The organism is Halomonas sp. G11 (genome assembly GCF_001663515.1).
Classification (GTDB): Bacteria; Pseudomonadota; Gammaproteobacteria; order Pseudomonadales; family Halomonadaceae; genus Vreelandella.
The window spans coordinates 62,709-78,126 of record NZ_LYXG01000002.1; the positions used below are offsets into that span (position 1 = coordinate 62,709).

General features: G+C 57.3%; 16 protein-coding genes and 2 tRNA genes. 9 read left to right on the forward strand and 9 right to left on the reverse strand.

The genetic code is table 11. The features are described 5' to 3' along the window. Position 1: 1 nt before the first annotated feature. From ADS46_RS01465 to ADS46_RS01475, 3 genes are read right to left on the reverse strand one after another with little or no spacing between them, the layout of a single operon-like run. Entirely contained in the window at positions 2-1,192 is a 1,191-nt protein-coding gene (locus ADS46_RS01465; protein WP_066315309.1) for an aromatic amino acid transaminase, read from the reverse strand. Further along, on the reverse strand, positions 1,193-1,531 hold the full coding sequence (locus tag ADS46_RS01470) for a 4a-hydroxytetrahydrobiopterin dehydratase (protein ID WP_066315311.1): 339 nt from the start codon (positions 1,529-1,531) through the stop codon (positions 1,193-1,195). A gap of 41 nt (positions 1,532-1,572) precedes the next feature. Then, the gene (locus ADS46_RS01475; protein ID WP_066315320.1) at positions 1,573-2,469 is read right to left on the reverse strand and encodes a GGDEF domain-containing protein; all 897 of its coding nucleotides are present in this window, start codon (positions 2,467-2,469) and stop codon (positions 1,573-1,575) included. A gap of 295 nt (positions 2,470-2,764) precedes the next feature. Here ADS46_RS01475 and cobA point away from each other — a divergent pair, with 295 nt between their 5' ends. The 4 genes from cobA to dcd all read left to right on the forward strand — a co-directional run bounded on the left by cobA (position 2,765) and on the right by dcd (position 6,374). Further along, positions 2,765-3,571, forward strand: coding sequence for a uroporphyrinogen-III C-methyltransferase (cobA, locus tag ADS46_RS01480; RefSeq protein ID WP_066315322.1), 807 nt, complete (start codon positions 2,765-2,767; stop codon positions 3,569-3,571). 161 nt (positions 3,572-3,732) lie between these two features. Beyond that, on the forward strand, positions 3,733-4,851 hold the full coding sequence (locus ADS46_RS01485) for a kinesin (protein ID WP_066315324.1): 1,119 nt from the start codon (positions 3,733-3,735) through the stop codon (positions 4,849-4,851). 144 nt (positions 4,852-4,995) lie between these two features. Continuing rightward, the gene (gene apbC / locus ADS46_RS01490) at positions 4,996-5,796 is read left to right on the forward strand and encodes an iron-sulfur cluster carrier protein ApbC (RefSeq protein WP_066315328.1); all 801 of its coding nucleotides are present in this window, start codon (positions 4,996-4,998) and stop codon (positions 5,794-5,796) included. Between the two features lie 11 nt (positions 5,797-5,807). Continuing rightward, a complete protein-coding gene (dcd, locus tag ADS46_RS01495) occupies positions 5,808-6,374 on the forward strand; it encodes a dCTP deaminase (protein WP_066315332.1) in 567 nt (188 codons plus the stop codon). A gap of 77 nt (positions 6,375-6,451) precedes the next feature. On the opposite strand, the gene purN is transcribed toward dcd, so the two are convergent. Next, on the reverse strand, positions 6,452-7,192 hold the full coding sequence (purN, locus tag ADS46_RS01500; protein WP_066315333.1) for a phosphoribosylglycinamide formyltransferase: 741 nt from the start codon (positions 7,190-7,192) through the stop codon (positions 6,452-6,454). Then, positions 7,189-8,262 carry a phosphoribosylformylglycinamidine cyclo-ligase gene (gene purM, locus ADS46_RS01505; RefSeq protein WP_066315335.1) on the reverse strand — a complete coding sequence of 358 codons (1,074 nt, stop codon included), beginning with the start codon at positions 8,260-8,262 and terminating at the stop codon, positions 7,189-7,191. Before purM ends, purN begins: the two co-directional genes overlap by 4 nt. Before the next feature lie 196 nt (positions 8,263-8,458). Between purM and ADS46_RS01510 the strand changes: the two genes are divergently transcribed. Together ADS46_RS01510 and hda are read left to right on the forward strand one after the other, a co-directional pair. Next, complete coding sequence (locus ADS46_RS01510) at positions 8,459-9,559, forward strand: AI-2E family transporter (RefSeq protein WP_066315342.1); 1,101 nt, start codon at positions 8,459-8,461, stop codon at positions 9,557-9,559. Then, the gene (gene hda / locus ADS46_RS01515) at positions 9,556-10,260 is read left to right on the forward strand and encodes a DnaA regulatory inactivator Hda (protein WP_066315345.1); all 705 of its coding nucleotides are present in this window, start codon (positions 9,556-9,558) and stop codon (positions 10,258-10,260) included. Before ADS46_RS01510 ends, hda begins: the two co-directional genes overlap by 4 nt. 121 nt (positions 10,261-10,381) lie before the next feature. Here the strand turns inward: hda and ADS46_RS01520 are convergent, their stop codons facing one another. Further along, the gene (locus ADS46_RS01520) at positions 10,382-10,756 is read right to left on the reverse strand and encodes a phasin family protein (protein ID WP_066315349.1); all 375 of its coding nucleotides are present in this window, start codon (positions 10,754-10,756) and stop codon (positions 10,382-10,384) included. 292 nt (positions 10,757-11,048) lie between these two features. Here ADS46_RS01520 and ADS46_RS01525 point away from each other — a divergent pair, with 292 nt between their 5' ends. Continuing rightward, positions 11,049-12,437, forward strand: a complete 1,389-nt coding sequence (locus ADS46_RS01525) for a class II fumarate hydratase (RefSeq protein ID WP_066315360.1) — start codon at positions 11,049-11,051, stop codon at positions 12,435-12,437. On the opposite strand, the gene ADS46_RS01530 is transcribed toward ADS46_RS01525, so the two are convergent. After that, on the reverse strand, positions 12,434-13,504 hold the full coding sequence (locus ADS46_RS01530; RefSeq protein WP_066315363.1) for an endonuclease/exonuclease/phosphatase family protein: 1,071 nt from the start codon (positions 13,502-13,504) through the stop codon (positions 12,434-12,436). The two genes, ADS46_RS01525 and ADS46_RS01530, sit on opposite strands and share 4 nt — an antisense overlap. 187 nt (positions 13,505-13,691) lie before the next feature. On the opposite strand from ADS46_RS01530, the gene ADS46_RS01535 reads away from it, so the two are divergent. After that, positions 13,692-13,768 (forward strand) — tRNA-Val (locus ADS46_RS01535). Between the two features lie 42 nt (positions 13,769-13,810). Continuing rightward, positions 13,811-13,887: transfer RNA gene (locus ADS46_RS01540), tRNA-Val, on the forward strand. A 104-nt stretch (positions 13,888-13,991) separates the two neighbouring features. Here the strand turns inward: ADS46_RS01540 and ADS46_RS01545 are convergent. Then, on the reverse strand, positions 13,992-14,471 hold the full coding sequence (locus tag ADS46_RS01545) for a GAF domain-containing protein (protein WP_234346741.1): 480 nt from the start codon (positions 14,469-14,471) through the stop codon (positions 13,992-13,994). A gap of 90 nt (positions 14,472-14,561) precedes the next feature. Then, on the reverse strand, positions 14,562-15,347 hold the full coding sequence (locus tag ADS46_RS01550) for a MetQ/NlpA family ABC transporter substrate-binding protein (protein ID WP_066315367.1): 786 nt from the start codon (positions 15,345-15,347) through the stop codon (positions 14,562-14,564). Positions 15,348-15,418: the final 71 nt, after the last annotated feature.

Genomic DNA, 15,418 nt, shown 5'->3' on the forward strand with positions numbered 1-15,418 from the left:
TCTAGTCGTTAACCGCGGCAATCGCCTTCGCCAGGTAAGGCAGGTTTTCCTGGGAGAAACCGGCCACGTTGGCGCGACCCGAGCGCACCATATAGATACCGAACTCGTCGCGCAGTCTGTCGACCTGTTCCGGCGTCAGGCCGGTGTAGGAGAACATGCCGCGCTGCTCGGCAACACACGCATACTTCTCATCCAGCCCGTAGGGTTTCAGGGCTTCGACGAAATCACGACGCAGGGTGTTGATGCGGTCGCGCATTTCGGTCAACTCCTCGCGCCACATGGCGGACAGTTCAGCGTCATGCAGAATCTCGCTGACAATGGCACCGCCGTGTGCGGGCGGGTTGGAGTAGTTTTCCCGCGCGACAATGGCGACCTGTGAGCGGATGTTTTCCATCTGCTCGGCATCTTTAGCCACCATGATCAAGCAGCCGGTGCGCTCGCAGTAAATGCCGAAGTTTTTCGAGCACGAGCTGGTGATGATGACCTCGTCCAACTGCTCGGCAAACAGCCGAACACCGTAGGCATCTTCATCCAGGCCTTCTCCGAACCCTTGATAGGCAAAGTCGATGAGCGGCAGTAGCTGGCGCTCTTTAACCACCTCGAGCACTTGCTGCCACTGGGACTTGGAAAGGTCGAACCCGGTAGGGTTGTGGCAGCAGGCGTGAAGTACGACCACATCGCCTTTGGGGATCTTCTTCAACGCCCCCAGCATGCCGTCAAAGTCGAGGCGGTTATCGGGGTCGACATAGGGGTACTTGTGCAACTCGATACCTGCGGCGGTAAAGATGCCATGGTGATTGGGCCAGGTCGGGTCGCTGACCCAAATGCCCCTGTCGGGCAGTTGGGTGGCAATGAAATCGGCCGCTAGACGCAGTGCCCCCGTACCCCCAGGCGACTGGGTGGCACTGGCACGATTGGCTTCCAGTACGGGTGAACTGGCACCCAGTACCATTGGCAGCACAACGCCCCCGTAGGCGGGAGCGCCGTGGGAACCAATATAGGTTTTGGTGGTTTCATTGCTGAGCAAGCGAGCTTCGGCCTCTTTGACCGCACGCATTACCGGCGTATTGCCGTGCGCATCGCGGTAAACGCCAACGCCTAAGTCGACTTTCTGAGGATTGGTGTCTTTTTTGAAAGCTTCGATTAGCCCAAGAATGGCGTCTCCGGGGACTCGCTCAATATGCTCAAACATTTATTCGGCTACCTCGTCGGTTCTAGCGGCAAGAATGAAATCATTTTGGTGCAGACCATCAATCGCGTGGCTCCACCAGGTGACCGTGGTTTTCCCGTACTCGGTGGTGATCACGGGGTGGTGGCCCGCCTGTTCGGCCAGTTCGCCCACGCGCTGTGTGAACGCCAGCGCATTGGCAAAATCACGAAACGTAAAGCTGCGTGACAGCTTCATAATGCCATCGTGATCGACAATTCGCCACTCGGGTAGGGTCTTTAGCTGGCTTTCGCACTCGCTACGCGTCATGGGCCGTGCGTCGCCGCTGCAGGGTTCACACTGTTGTTGGGCCAGTGAGGTCATTTGACTACCTCCTTAATAAGGATGATGAATGTCTTGCACTATCAGGATAGAAGGCAGACGCAGTCACGACCAACATCTTTGGCACTGTAAAGCGCCTGATCCGCGCGCTCGATCAGGCTCGCGATGGGTTCGCCACAACGATATTCGGCAACTCCGATGCTCAGCGTGACCTTGCCGACGCCGATGCCGAAATCATGTTCAGCAATTTGATGGCGTAACCGGTCTGCCAACTGATGGCATTGCTTGACCGGGGTAAGTGGCAAGAGGGCCATGAATTCTTCACCCCCCAGCCGGGCAATCATGTCCTCACTGCGCAGCAGCGATTGCGCCAGGGTGGCCAGCCGTTTCAGGACGTCATCGCCCTGGAGATGCCCCCACCGGTCGTTGATATGTTTAAAGTGGTCGATGTCGAGCATCATGATGGATAGCGGAGTGCCGTGTCGCGAGCTCAGCGATGCCAGGTGGGTCAACTGGACCATTAGCTTGCGCCGGTTAGGCAGGCTGGTAAGGGGGTCGGTATCGCACAGCTTGCGAAGCCGCTGTTCTTCGCTGACCTGGTCGCTGATATCCATCATGATGCCATGCCAGCGAACGCCATTCGGCATGGGTTCGGGGGTGGCGCTGACGCCTATCCACTTTGCTTTATGCCCGGGTGGCGCAAGGCGGAACCGAGTGGCCAGCGGCAGCATGCCCTGGGCCGAGCGTTCAATGGCTGACATCAGTTTCGGATAATCCGCGCCGGTCAACTGCTCGAGCGCCGTATGGGCATCCTCTGCCAGTTGGTCGCGATCAATCGGTGCTGACGTCACCCCGGCGCCTTCCATGAACGGAATGGACATATGGCCATTGTGGTGCCGGAAGAACTGAAAGACGACGCCAGGAATCTGACTGATAAGTTGCTCGGCGTTGAGCGATAAGGGGATATCATTCACGGACATGCGTGAATCTCCGAAGCTGTACCATTGGAAAGCGGTGCCATCAAAAAACAATCGGCTAGGATAGCCTTAAAAACGTAATTGGAATGTAAGCTATTTCCTACAATTTGATACATTTACATATTTTTTTGCTATATCTAGAAAAGCAATGAGACTAAAAAGATATATAATACGTTGGTTTAACGTTGCTAATGGCATATACGAGCGAAAAGCATTACGTTTGTGCATATTAAATAGTCTTTTTATTCCGATGAGGTGTGTTTTGTCGCACAGCACGTCTATACAAGATGACGCATGCATGCAGGGGCGCGTCAGCCTGGTAGGGGCTGGGCCAGGGGATCCTGAGTTACTGACGCTCAAGGCGTTCAAGCGCTTGCAGCATGCGGATGTGGTGTTGCACGACCGCCTGGTAAGCGACGAGATCCTGGCGCTGCTGCCGTCAAGGGTTCAGCAGTTTTATGTTGGCAAGGCACGTTCGTCGCACAGTGTTCCCCAGGAGGGTATCAACCAGGCCCTGGTGGACTGGGCCAGAGCAGGCAACCGCGTGGTTCGGCTCAAGGGGGGCGACCCGTTTATTTTTGGCCGTGGAGGGGAAGAGCTTGAAACCCTGATAGAGGCGGGTGTCCCCGTGGAGGTGATTCCGGGGATTACGGCAGCGTCGGGCTGTGCAGCCTATGCGGGTATTCCGCTGACCCACCGCGACCATGCGCAATCGGTGCGTTTTGTCACCGGCCATCTCAAAAACGGTGAGTGTGATCTGGACTGGCAGACATTGGCGCGCCCGGGTCAGACGCTGGTGTTTTATATGGGGTTGGGGAGTGTCGAGGTGATCTGCAAAGCGCTGATCACTCACGGCATGGCCGACGATACGCCGCTGGCGCTGATTGAGCAGGGCACGACACAGCAGCAACAAACGCATATTGGCAGCTTGCGCGCCCTGCCTGATACTTTCTATACCGGTTACATAAAGCCTCCGACCTTGTTGATTGTCGGTCATGTGGTGTCATTGAACGCACAGCTGGCATGGTTCGACGTGGATCAGACCGATGCCAAGGGGTTTCGCCAAGGTAAGCATCCAACGCCACCCGCCGGTTCTGGCGACTAGCGTTAAACTATCAACGCTAGCGTCTTGCCCTCAGAGTGGCTAGATACTCTAAGCTGTGTATGCTGGTAGCTAGCAGGCTGATAGTTATCACTGTCTGCTGCCCAATGCGCAGCCAACACCGGTACGCGTAACGCGCAGCGAATACCAAAGGGAGAGGCGACATGTCAGACGAGCAGCAAACCGATCAAAAGCCGACCGATAGCAAGCCGGATATGAAGACACTGTTTCGTGATAATCGCGTGAAGGGGATCGCGGGTATCGCCGCGATTGCCGTGATCTGGGCGATAATGGCTCAGTCAAACGTCGGCACCAGCCGGGACCGTGTCGCGGCGCTGGAAGAGCAGGTGGCAAACGTTGAGGAAGAAAACACATCGCTGACCCAGCAACTCAACGAAGTTGACGATGCCGAAGCGGATCTGTCGGCACTGCAGGAGGAAATGAGTACGCTTGAAAACCAGCAGTCCGAAGAGCAGCAGGCCCTGGAAAACCTCCAGCAGCAAGTGAGCGATACGCGTTCTGAGCTTGAGTCACTGCAAGAAGAGCGCGACTCGCTGCAAACCAGCGTTGACGAACTGAACCAGCAGGTAAGCGACGCGGAAAGCGAGCTGGAAACCCTGCGCGCAGAGCGTGATCAGGTTCAGCAGGCCAGCGAGGAAGCTGATCAGGCGCGCCAGGAAGCCGAAGAAGCCCGTCAGAATGCTGAAGATGCGCGCCAAGAGGCAGAAGAAGCCCGGCAGGAAGCGGCCAACGAACGTCAGCAGGCGGTTGAAGAGCGTGACGCCGCCAGAGAAACGCTGGATGACGTCAACAGCCAGATTGAGCAGGCGAATGAGCGCTTGTCCAGCCTTCAAGACGACATCGCCAACGCTGAAGCGGAGCGCGATGAGGTTCAGCAGGCCCGTGACAGCGTTGCCAGCGAGCGCGATGCGTTGCAAGAAGAGGTCGATTCGCTGAAAGCGCTGCGCGAAGAGGAAGAGAGTAGCCTGAACGATGTGCGCAGCGAGATGGAAGATATCATGGTCGCCATCGAAATGGGCCGCGAGGAACTGGCCAAGATTGACGATCAGGTGTCTACCCGTGAAGAGCAACTGGAGCGCTTGGAAACCCAGTTGAATGAATGGCGTGATGAGCTCTCCACGCTGGATTCGCGTACTGGTAATGCGGCCAATGATGCCGGTGAAAGCGCCAATCAAGGGAGCGGCGATGACGATGCCAGCCAGAGCGGTGACGAGCCATCGTCTGACAGCGAAAGCGACAACCAGGAAGACGAAGCCAGCTAGGCACTTTTTACAAGCGTTGTAGCCTGGATGAGCGGGTGCTGATACGTCAGCACCCGTTCTTTTTGGTGCCGGTTTATGATTTGGCCCGCGAGGAGTATGATTCTTGCACTTATTGATTCAACGCCAGACGAGGAGTCTGTCTAAATGGAAGGCGTAAAACATATCATCGCTGTGGCCTCGGGTAAGGGGGGCGTCGGCAAGTCTACGGTTACCGTGAACCTGGCGCTGGCGTTATCCGCCCAAGGCTATCGTGTGGGCGTTCTGGATGCGGATATCTATGGCCCCAGTCAGGCGCAAATGCTGGGAGTCGCCGAGGGAGTGCGGCCGCAGGCGTCGGGTGACGATAAATTCCTGCCGCTGGAGGCCCATGGGCTGCAAGCCATGTCGATGGCGTTCATGGTCAATACCCGTGAAGCCATGGTCTGGCGTGGGCCCATGGTGGTGGGCGCTTTCCAGCAGATGCTCAATCAAACCCAGTGGGATAACCTGGATTTTCTGCTTATCGACATGCCACCCGGCACTGGCGACATCCAGTTGACCCTGGCCCAGAAAGTTGCCGTTTCCGGGGCTGTGATCGTGACCACGCCGCAAGATATCGCCCTGCTGGATGCGCGGAAAGGCATCGAGATGTTCCGCAAGGTGAATGTGCCTGTACTGGGTGTGGTGGAAAACATGAGCCTTTACCACTGTGAAAAGTGCGGCCATGAAGCCCCGATATTCGGTGCTGGCGGCGGCGACCGTATTGCCGAGGAATATGAAACCGAGGTATTGGGTCGTTTGCCATTGACCCTGTCCATTCGTGAGCTGACCGACTCAGGTCGGCCAAGCGTCGTTTCGGAGCCGGAGGGGTCGGTCAGCCAGACGTTTGCCGCGATTGCCACGCGGGTGGCGCAAAGTGTTGATGACCAGAATAAAGAAAGTCCCACTATTTCCTTCAGCGAGTGACGATGTAACCAATGAGCATCAAGTCCGATAAATGGATCCGGCGCATGGCAGAAAGTGATGCCATGATTGAGCCTTTTGAAGCGGGCCAGGTCCGTTACATTAACGACCAGCGCGTTATTTCCTACGGCACATCCAGCTATGGCTATGATGTCCGTTGCTCCGATGAATTCAAGGTCTTTACCAATATTCATTCGGCGATCGTGGACCCCAAAGCGTTTGATGATAAAAGCTTTGTCGACGTCAAAGGCGATGTCTGCATTATTCCGCCCAACTCCTTTGCGCTGGCGCGGACGGTGGAGTATTTCCGTATTCCGCGCAATGTGTTGACGATATGCCTGGGTAAATCCACCTATGCCCGTTGTGGGATCATCGTCAATGTCACTCCCCTGGAACCGGAGTGGGAAGGGCACGTCACCCTGGAGTTCTCGAACACGACCAATCTGCCGGCCAAAATCTATGCGCACGAGGGTGTCGCGCAGATGCTGTTCCTGGAATCCGACGAAGTGTGCGAGACCTCCTACAAGGATCGTGGCGGCAAGTACATGGGCCAGCGCGGCGTGACGTTACCGCGTACCTGAATGATGCCTGTCTGCCAAGCAAAAAAGCCGAGCGGTGTTGGCCGCTCGGCTTTTTTGTACGTTGGCGTAGGACCTGCCTAGACGGACTCGGACTCGTCGAGCTCTTCGGCGGCGTCGGCGTGGGACAGTCGCATGCCATGGAGGGGCAAGAGGTGGCCGTCCATGGTGGCGCCGTCACCGCTGTATTGAAGGCGCCCCTGTAAAAACCATTGTACGGCGATGGGCAGGATCAGGTGTTCACGGGCCTGGACTTTCTGCTTCAGCGATTCAACGTCATCGTCAGAGGTGACGTTGAGTTCGGCCTGTAATACCACCGGCCCGCCATCCAGTTCCTCGGTAACGAAATGAACGCTGCAGCCATGCTGCTTGGCCTCGTCCGCGAGGGCGCGGGCGTGGGTGTTGAGACCCTGGTAAGCCGGTAACAGCGAGGGGTGGATGTTCAGCATCCGGCCCAGGAAGCGCTGCACAAAGCGGGGAGTCAAAATACGCATGAAGCCCGCCAGTACGATGAGGTCGGGCTCATGGCGTTCAATCACCTTGATCAGTGCCCCGTCGTAAGCCTCACGACTGTCGTATTCCCGGTGCGGCAGTGCAACGGCATCAATACCGGCGTCACGGGCGCGCTTGAGGCCATAGGCATCGGCCTCGTTGGATATAACGGCCACAACCTCGCCACCCAGGCGGTCGTGTGACTGTGCCTCGATAAGCGCTTGCAGGTTGCTGCCACTGCCGGAAATCAACACGACCACGCGAGGCGGCGTAGTGGGCTCGGGGGTCATGTCCGTCAAGGTGTCGCTGTTGTAGTCGGTGCTGCTCATGCCGGTAAATTCTCCAACACCACGGCATCCTGCTGGCGTGGTTCAATCTGTCCCAGTCGATAGACGGTTTCGCCTTGGGCTTCGAGGTGGCGCATTGCCTGGCTGGCCTCGGCTTCAGGGACGACGACGACCATACCGATACCGCAGTTAAGAACCCGGTACATTTCGGTGTCGGTGACATTTCCCTGGGTTTGCAGCCAGTCGAATACCGCTGGTCGCGTCCACGCCTGGGTATCGATGCGTGCTGCGAGAGAGTCGGGGAGCACGCGGGGAATGTTCTCGAGCAGCCCGCCACCGGTGATGTGGGAAAGCGCATGAACCGATAGGTCGGTCTCCCGTAGCAGGGAAAGCAGCGCCTTGACATAAATGCGCGTCGGCGCCATCAGGGCATCGCCCAGCGCAACACCGTCGACCTCGGTATCCAGTGGCGCATTGCTGTGCTCGATAATCTTGCGAATCAGCGAGTAGCCGTTTGAGTGAGGCCCGGAGGAGGCCAGGCCGAGTAAAACGTCGCCTTCCGCTACGCGGCTGCCATCGAGGATCTCGCTTTTCTCGACCACGCCAACGCAGAATCCGGCCAGGTCGTAGTCGTCCCCTTCGTACATGCCGGGCATTTCGGCGGTCTCGCCACCGACAAGCGCGCAGCCTGCCTGTTCACAGCCGACACCGATACCGGTGACCACGTCCGCCGCGATATCGACATTTAATTTACCCGTGGCATAGTAGTCGAGGAACAACAAGGGCTCGGCACCGGCAACGATAAGATCGTTGACGCACATGGCCACCAGGTCAATGCCGATGGTGTCGTGTTTGCCGAGGGTCATGGCGAGACGCAGCTTGGTGCCCACGCCGTCGGTGCCGGAGACCAGTACCGGCTGTTGATACCCTTGAGGTAGCTCGCAAAGCGCGCCGAATCCGCCGAGCCCGCCCATGACTTCCGGGCGCGTCGTGCGCTTGGCAACGTGCTTGATGCGATCGACCAGCGCATTGCCAGCATCGATGTCAACGCCTGCGTCTTTATAACTGAGTGACGGTCCCGATGAGGCGTGCGAAGAAGAGGTGTCGGTCATGACAGGTCCTATGGAGCAAATTACGGTGCGATAGTGACTGGCGAACGCCGCCAGAGCCGGGCAATAATTGAACGGGATTGTAACACCCGGTGGCAAGGCTCGCATCGGCTCGCGTATGACGTTAACAAAAGCAGGCGGTTTTTCTTTATATCCGGCATAGTAGGCTATCGTGACAGTGGCCATCTAAAGGAGTTATATGCGCAATTCATGGTGGGGGATTCTGCTGTTAATTCTGGTGTTTGGAATCTTGTATCTGCTGGATGCCGTTTTAATGCCGTTTATTGCCGGTATCATCCTGGCCTATCTGGCGGACCCGCTGGCCAATCACTTCCAGCGTTGGGGGATGAATCGTGCGGTGGCCGTCAGCAGCGTTTTCTGTGTGCTGCTGCTGGTGCTGGTTGTCAGCCTGCTGATCATCATCCCCCTCGTGATTCAGCAGTTGAAGCAGTTAAGTGACGCCGTGCCGGGTATCTTTGCCTGGGGGGAAAATACCCTGGCGCCGCAGGTGTTCGAATGGACCGGTTACGACCTACGTTCTGAACTGGTCAATGTGCGCGAGACGCTGGTCGAGAACTGGCGCGATGCCGGTGGTTATCTGGCCCAGGCACTCGGGCAGATAGGCCGCTCCGGGATGGCCTTCGTGTCTTGGATCACCTACGTGGCGCTGATCCCTGTCGTGACGTTTTACCTGCTGCTGGACTGGGATCGCCTTATCACCAATATTGGCAACCTGATCCCTCGCCAATGGGCGGATGATGTTAGCCGTCTGGTGAGCCGCTGTGATGAAGTGCTGGCGTCGTTCCTGCGTGGCCAGCTGCTGGTCATGCTTTGCCTGGGCATTATCTACGCAAGCGGGTTGACCCTGATCGGGCTGGACTTTGGCTTGTTGATCGGGGTGGTTTCCGGCCTGGTGAGCATCGTGCCGTTTCTTGGCTTTATCCTGGGGCTGTGCGTGGCGCTGATTGTCGCGCTTTTCCAGTTTGGTACCTGGTGGGGGCTTCTGGGTGTTGTCGCCGTGTTTACGATTGGCCAGGTGGCGGAAAGCGTGGTTTTACAACCCAAGCTGTTAGGCGACAAGATAGGCCTTCACCCGGTCGCGGTTATTTTTGCAGTGCTGGCGGGTGGGAACTTGTTCGGCCTGACGGGGGTGTTGCTTGCCTTGCCCGCCGCGGCGGTCATCATGGTGCTGCTGCGTGAGGCCAGGGACCGTTACATCAACAGTGATCTGTATAACGCCGATGACGATCACAACGCCCACGAGATGCCCGCGATCGGCGATGATAGGGAGTCTTCATGAGCCAGGTGCCGGCGCAGCTCCCCCTCGGGGTGGGTTTGCGCGACGACGCTACGTTTCATAACTATTACGCTGGGGAGGTCAATGCGGCATTGCTTGACCGCCTAAAGCAGCAGTGGGCGCAAACCGGCGAGGATTTCATTTATCTATGGGGCCTGCCGGGTTCAGGGCGTAGCCATTTATTGCAGGCTGCCTGTCATGCCGCTTCCGATCGAGACAAGCGGGCCCTTTACCTGCCGTTGGCCGAGCTAGGTCATTTTCCACCCTTGATGCTGGAAGATATCGAGCGGCTCGACTTGGTCTGTATCGATGATCTGGAGCAGGTGATAGGCCGGAAGCGCTGGGAGGAAGCGCTTTTTCATGCTTTCAATCGCCTGCGCGATGCCGGCAAGCATCTCGTGATTGCCGCCAATGCGCCGCCTCGCCAATTGCAGGTGGTTTTACCCGACCTGGCTTCGCGGCTGACCTGGGGGACGGTGTTCCACCTGCATCCGCTCAATGACGATGACCGTCTGGCGGCGCTAAAGTTAAGGGCCCATGCCCGTGGGATGCAATTGCCCGACGACGTAGGCCGCTATATTCTGCATCGCGGGCCGCGTGAACTTGGCGCGCTTTGCCGAGCGCTGGAAACGCTGGATCAAGCCTCGCTTTCCGCCCAGCGTAAGTTGACCATCCCGTTTGTGAAATCCGCACTGGGCTGGTAATGCTGGTCGGGTAATAAGGCCAGGGCAATAAAAAAGCCACCAGCGGTGGCTGGCGGCTCGTCAATTATCGTCTACCTTTATGCGCATGACACTCAATCATGCAAGCGACCTGTTATGCCAATCAGGCCGTTTTACCCATCTTGCTGGCAGCCGTTTGCGCCTGCTTGATGTTGTCTTCGGTAATCTTCTGGCTTTTCTGAACGAAGTCCTGCTGTAGAGAAACAACGTTATCCGCATCGCTTTTGAGGCGTTCTGCCACTTCTTTAGCCACTTTCTGCTGATTTTCCATGTAGCTGCGAAGTTCTTCGGCGTCTTTGACGCTCATCAGCTTGCGTGCCTGGGCAAGGCTGGTATCGACGTAGGCTTTCTGCGCATCAAGCTGCGCATTGAAAAGCTTTTCTGTCATGTCGACACTCAGCGCGGCATAAGCGCGTGCTGGAGCCATGAAGAAATTGTCGAACTGCTGTGTCCACTCGTTGGTGTTGAAAGTGCTCATGATCAAATCTCCTGATTAGCGGTGCTAACGCATCTAAATGAAAGGGGTAGCATCGCTGGACGACACATCGTCCTGTGGTGCTTTTCCCTTGTGTTATGCGTTGCAGCATAGCAGGCACTTTTGTGCAGTGCAACATGCGTGCGGTGCAACATGATCGTGCAATAAGGCTGATGGCAGGTCGCTTGAGTTTTATACTGCGGCCACTAGTCTAGAATTAAATCCGTTTCACGATGGCATGTTGGTAAATTACCGTACCGACGTTTAGCTGCCGATATCGACAAGGAGGATTACCATGAAAACGCGCATTGAACGCGACAGTATGGGGGAGCTGGATGTTCCTGCCGAGGCATTGTATGGTGCCCAGACGCAACGCGCAGTGAATAATTTTCCGGTCTCGCACAGCCCGATGCCGGTCGCCTTTATTCATGCCATTGCACGCATCAAGCTTGCCGCCGCCCAGACCAATCTCACGCTGGGTGAGCTGGATCCGGATCGCGCCGAGGCGATCAGGCAGGCTGCCCAGGAAGTGATCAATGGCGATCACGACGAGCACTTTCCCGTGGATGTGTTTCAGACCGGCTCGGGCACTTCCAGCAACATGAACGTCAATGAAGTCATCGCCACCCTGGCCAGCCGTCGGGGTGTTGAGGTCCTGCCCAATGACCACGTCAATATGGGGCAGTCGAGCAACGATGTGATTCCGACAGCGATCCATGTATCGGCTGCATTGGCGGTGCATGAGTCGCTTCGCCCGGCGCTGGTACATCTTCGCCGTACCATCGATTCACGGGCTGACGAGCTTTCGGATGTGGTCAAGACCGGCCGCACCCACCTCATGGATGCCATGCCGCTGCGCATGGATCAGGAGCTGGGCGCCTGGTCGAGCCAACTGGGGCAGGCCATCGAGCGGCTGGACAGTTGCCTGATGCGGCTATGTCGTCTGGCGCAGGGTGGTACAGCTGTCGGTACAGGCATTAACGCACCGCAAGGGTTTGCCGACCAGGTGGCCGCTCAGCTAACCGAGCAAACGGGGCTGACGTTTACGCCCAATGACAGCTTTTTTGCCAGCATTGCCTCCCAGGATGCGGCCGTGGAGCTGTCCGGGCATCTCAAGGGCTTGGCGTGCATTGTCATGAAGATCGCCAATGACCTGCGCTGGATGAACTCCGGGCCGCTTGCCGGTCTGGGTGAAATCGAGCTCGAGGCGCTTCAACCGGGTAGTTCGATCATGCCCGGTAAGGTGAACCCGGTGATCCCGGAATCCGCTGCGCAGGCCGCCGCCCAGGTGATTGGGCTGGATACGGCGATAACGGTGGCCGGGCAGAGCGGGAATTTTCAGCTGAACGTCATGCTGCCCCTGGTGGCCTATAACTTGCTGACGGGCATCACGCTGATGACCAATACCACGCGGCTGTTAGCCGACCGTGCCATTGCGACGTTCAAGGTGCGGCGGGACAACATTGAGGCACCGCTCGCTCGCAATCCCATTCTGGTCACGGCACTTAACAGCGTGATTGGTTACAATGCGGCAGCGGCCATCGCCAAGGAAGCGTATCAAACCGGGCGGCCGATCATTGATGTCGCCGAGGAGCACACCGACCTTGGGCGTGACAGCCTTGAACGCCTGCTTGACCCAGAGGCGCTCACGCGAGGTGGCGTGCCGGATAACGACAACGGTTAAGTCTGCTGCTCTTCGCGCTGCCCCTGGCGAATGGTCTGACTTGCCTCGCTTTCCTCCTCAGTGCTTGCCTCGGGTGTCTCGTGCTCGTCCTGGCGGGCGGGCCGGTAGCTAAGCGTGGCAAGCATCGGGAAGTGATCCGAGCCAAAGCCCTTCAGGCGATGCATGCGGCCGAGCGTGAAGTGCTCGCTGACAAAAATATGGTCGAGGGGCCAGCGCAGAATCGGGTATTGAGCGTGAAAGGTGCTGTACATCCCCCGCCCTCGACGAGGATCCAGCATGCCGGCAACGCGGCAGAAGCGCCGAGTGGTGCGCGACCAGGCGACATCGTTAAGGTCGCCTGCAACCAGCGTTGGCTGCGGTGTCTGCTGGATCTGCTTGCCCACCCATAACAGCTCGGCATCCCGCCAGAGCGACTTCTCGCTTTCACCCGGCGCGGGAGGGCGGGGATGCACCGCAAACAGTCGAATCGCCTCGCCACTCGGTAGCCTGACATGGGTATGGATAGAGGGGATGTCGTCCTGGATAAGCCACTTGATGGATGTGTCCTCAAGCGGCAGGCGTGAATAAAGATGCATGCCGTAGAGGTTATCCAGAGGGATCTTGACGCTATACGGCCACTGTGCGTTCAGCGCCGGGTCGAGCTGGTCCTGCCACCATTGATCAGATTCCAGCGTGAGAATGATGTCGGGCTTGTGCGCGTGGATCTGATCGATAAGGCCAGAAGACCAGCGGTTAGTGGTCAGGACATTGGCGACGAGTAGCGTAATGTCGCGGGCTTCATTGCAAACCTTGGTCGAGCGGACCTGTTTGGGCCATAGGCGCGTCCAGGGAAGGATATAGCACGCCTGGATGATAATGACGGCCAGGCAAATGACGAGCGTAATCATTTGCCATCTAGGTGAGGCTGGCATGAACAGCGCCGCTATAAAGCAGGCTGTGGCCAGGGTCGCAATCTGTAGGCGTGGAAATTCAAAGCTACGAATCCACCACCAGCGCAGTCTGATGCGGGCAATCAGTGTTGCCAGTAACAGGACGATCGCGATGCTTCCCAGCAATAGGCCTGGCATGGCCGGTCTCCCATGTTGTCGTGCGTTCGTCGAGTGGCGCTTTTCCAGTGTAGCATTCGGTCGATTCGGGGAGTGCGATAAGTTCCCGCAGGCGACGTGGCCGTTATCGACTGGCGATACCTTGCTAGATCGATAAATAGCTTGCAATTCAGTGGCGGAAACGTAAAATACGCATCCGTTGCTCGGCAGGACCATAGCTCAGTTGGTTAGAGCGCCACGTTGACATCGTGGAGGTCGGCGGTTCAAATCCGCCTGGTCCTACCATCTTGATTGCCGTCAAACGGCCAAGTAGCAATGGCACATTTCAGGACCATAGCTCAGTTGGTTAGAGCGCCACGTTGACATCGTGGAGGTCGGCGGTTCAAATCCGCCTGGTCCTACCAGATTTCCGATTGCGCCCCGTCATTTTCCTCATGGCGGGGCGTTTTTGTTCTTGCGTGATGGGGTTTGCGGGAGGGCGTATCGCGTTGTCAGTGACGTTAGTTCGTCAGTGATCCCAGACAGGCAGGTCGGTTTGGCGTTTAAAGGTAGTCAGCAACGCTTCAATACCGGTTTGGTCTGCATGACTGAAGCGTGCTTCCAGCGGGCTGTCGATATCCAGCACACCCCATAGCTGATCATCGTTGACAATCGGCACGACCAGTTCCGCCCGGGACTCGATATCGCAAGCGATATGGTCGGCAACGCTGTGAACATCGTCAACGCGCTGGGTGGCACGCGTTCGCGCTGCAGCACCGCAGACCCCCTTGCTGAAAGGAATGGGATGGCAGGCGGGCTTGCCCTGAAAAGGGCCCAGCGCAAGCATTTCGGGTGAGCGTTGCAAATAAAAGCCGACCCAATTCAAGTGGGGTAGCGACTGCATGATGAAGGCGCAGGTCTGCGCGCTATTGGTTAGCCATTCGCGGGTATCCAGCAGGGCGGCGAGCTGGCGATCGAGGAGGTCATAGTTGACGGTATCACGTGACATGGTGGCTCCCTGGTTATGCATATTCATAACGACACCGGGCCGACAGTTGTCGGCCCGGTGTCGTTGGTCTCTTGTCTAGCTGGGGCGGGGTTATTTCCAGCCGGGTACGGCGGCACCATCGAAAAGCTCTTCGGCTTTCTCGATCACTTCTTCGCTCTGGTAGGCGTCAACCAGCTGCTGGATCTCTTCGCGGTCTTCATCACCCCCGCGAACGGCAATCAGGTTGACGTAGGGCGATTCCGGACCTTCCTTGATCAGCGCGTCGTCAAGGCTTAGACCGGCAGGCTGGGCAAAGGTGTTGTTGATGAAGGCCATGTCGACATCCGGCAAAACCCGCGGTAGCTGCGCGGCTTCGATTTCGCGGAAACGGAAGTCGTTGGGGTTCTCGGCGATATCGATGGGCGTCGCTTCGAGGTTTTCGGGATCATTCAGCGTAATGAGGCCTTCATTATGCATCAGGATCAGCGCGCGACCTTCGTTGGACGGGTCATTGGGCAGCGCAATCTGGGCACCTTCGGGCAGTTCGTCAACGCTGTCGTATTTCTCTGAGTATGCGCCGATGGGGTAGACGAAGGTGTAGCCTGCAATGGCGAAATCATAGCCACGATCATTCACCATGGACTGCATGTAGGGCTCGTGTTGATAAGCGTTGGCGTCCAGGCTGCCATCTGCCAGTGCCGCATTGGGCGTTACGTAGTCTGTGAATTCGATAATTTCGACGTCAAGGTTGTACTCTTCCTTGGCAATTCGGGCAGCGACTTCCATGACTTCTGTTTCAGGGCCGGCAACGGTGCCCATCTTGATGCTGGCGGCTTGAGCACTGGCGCTAACGGCCAGTGCGAGTGCGGTAATGGTGCCGAGGGCTAATGTCTTCATGGCAACTCCTGTCGAGTGTCAGCTTTGATGAATGGTGATAATAAGGGTAATTTTAATGCTTTTTCGTTATA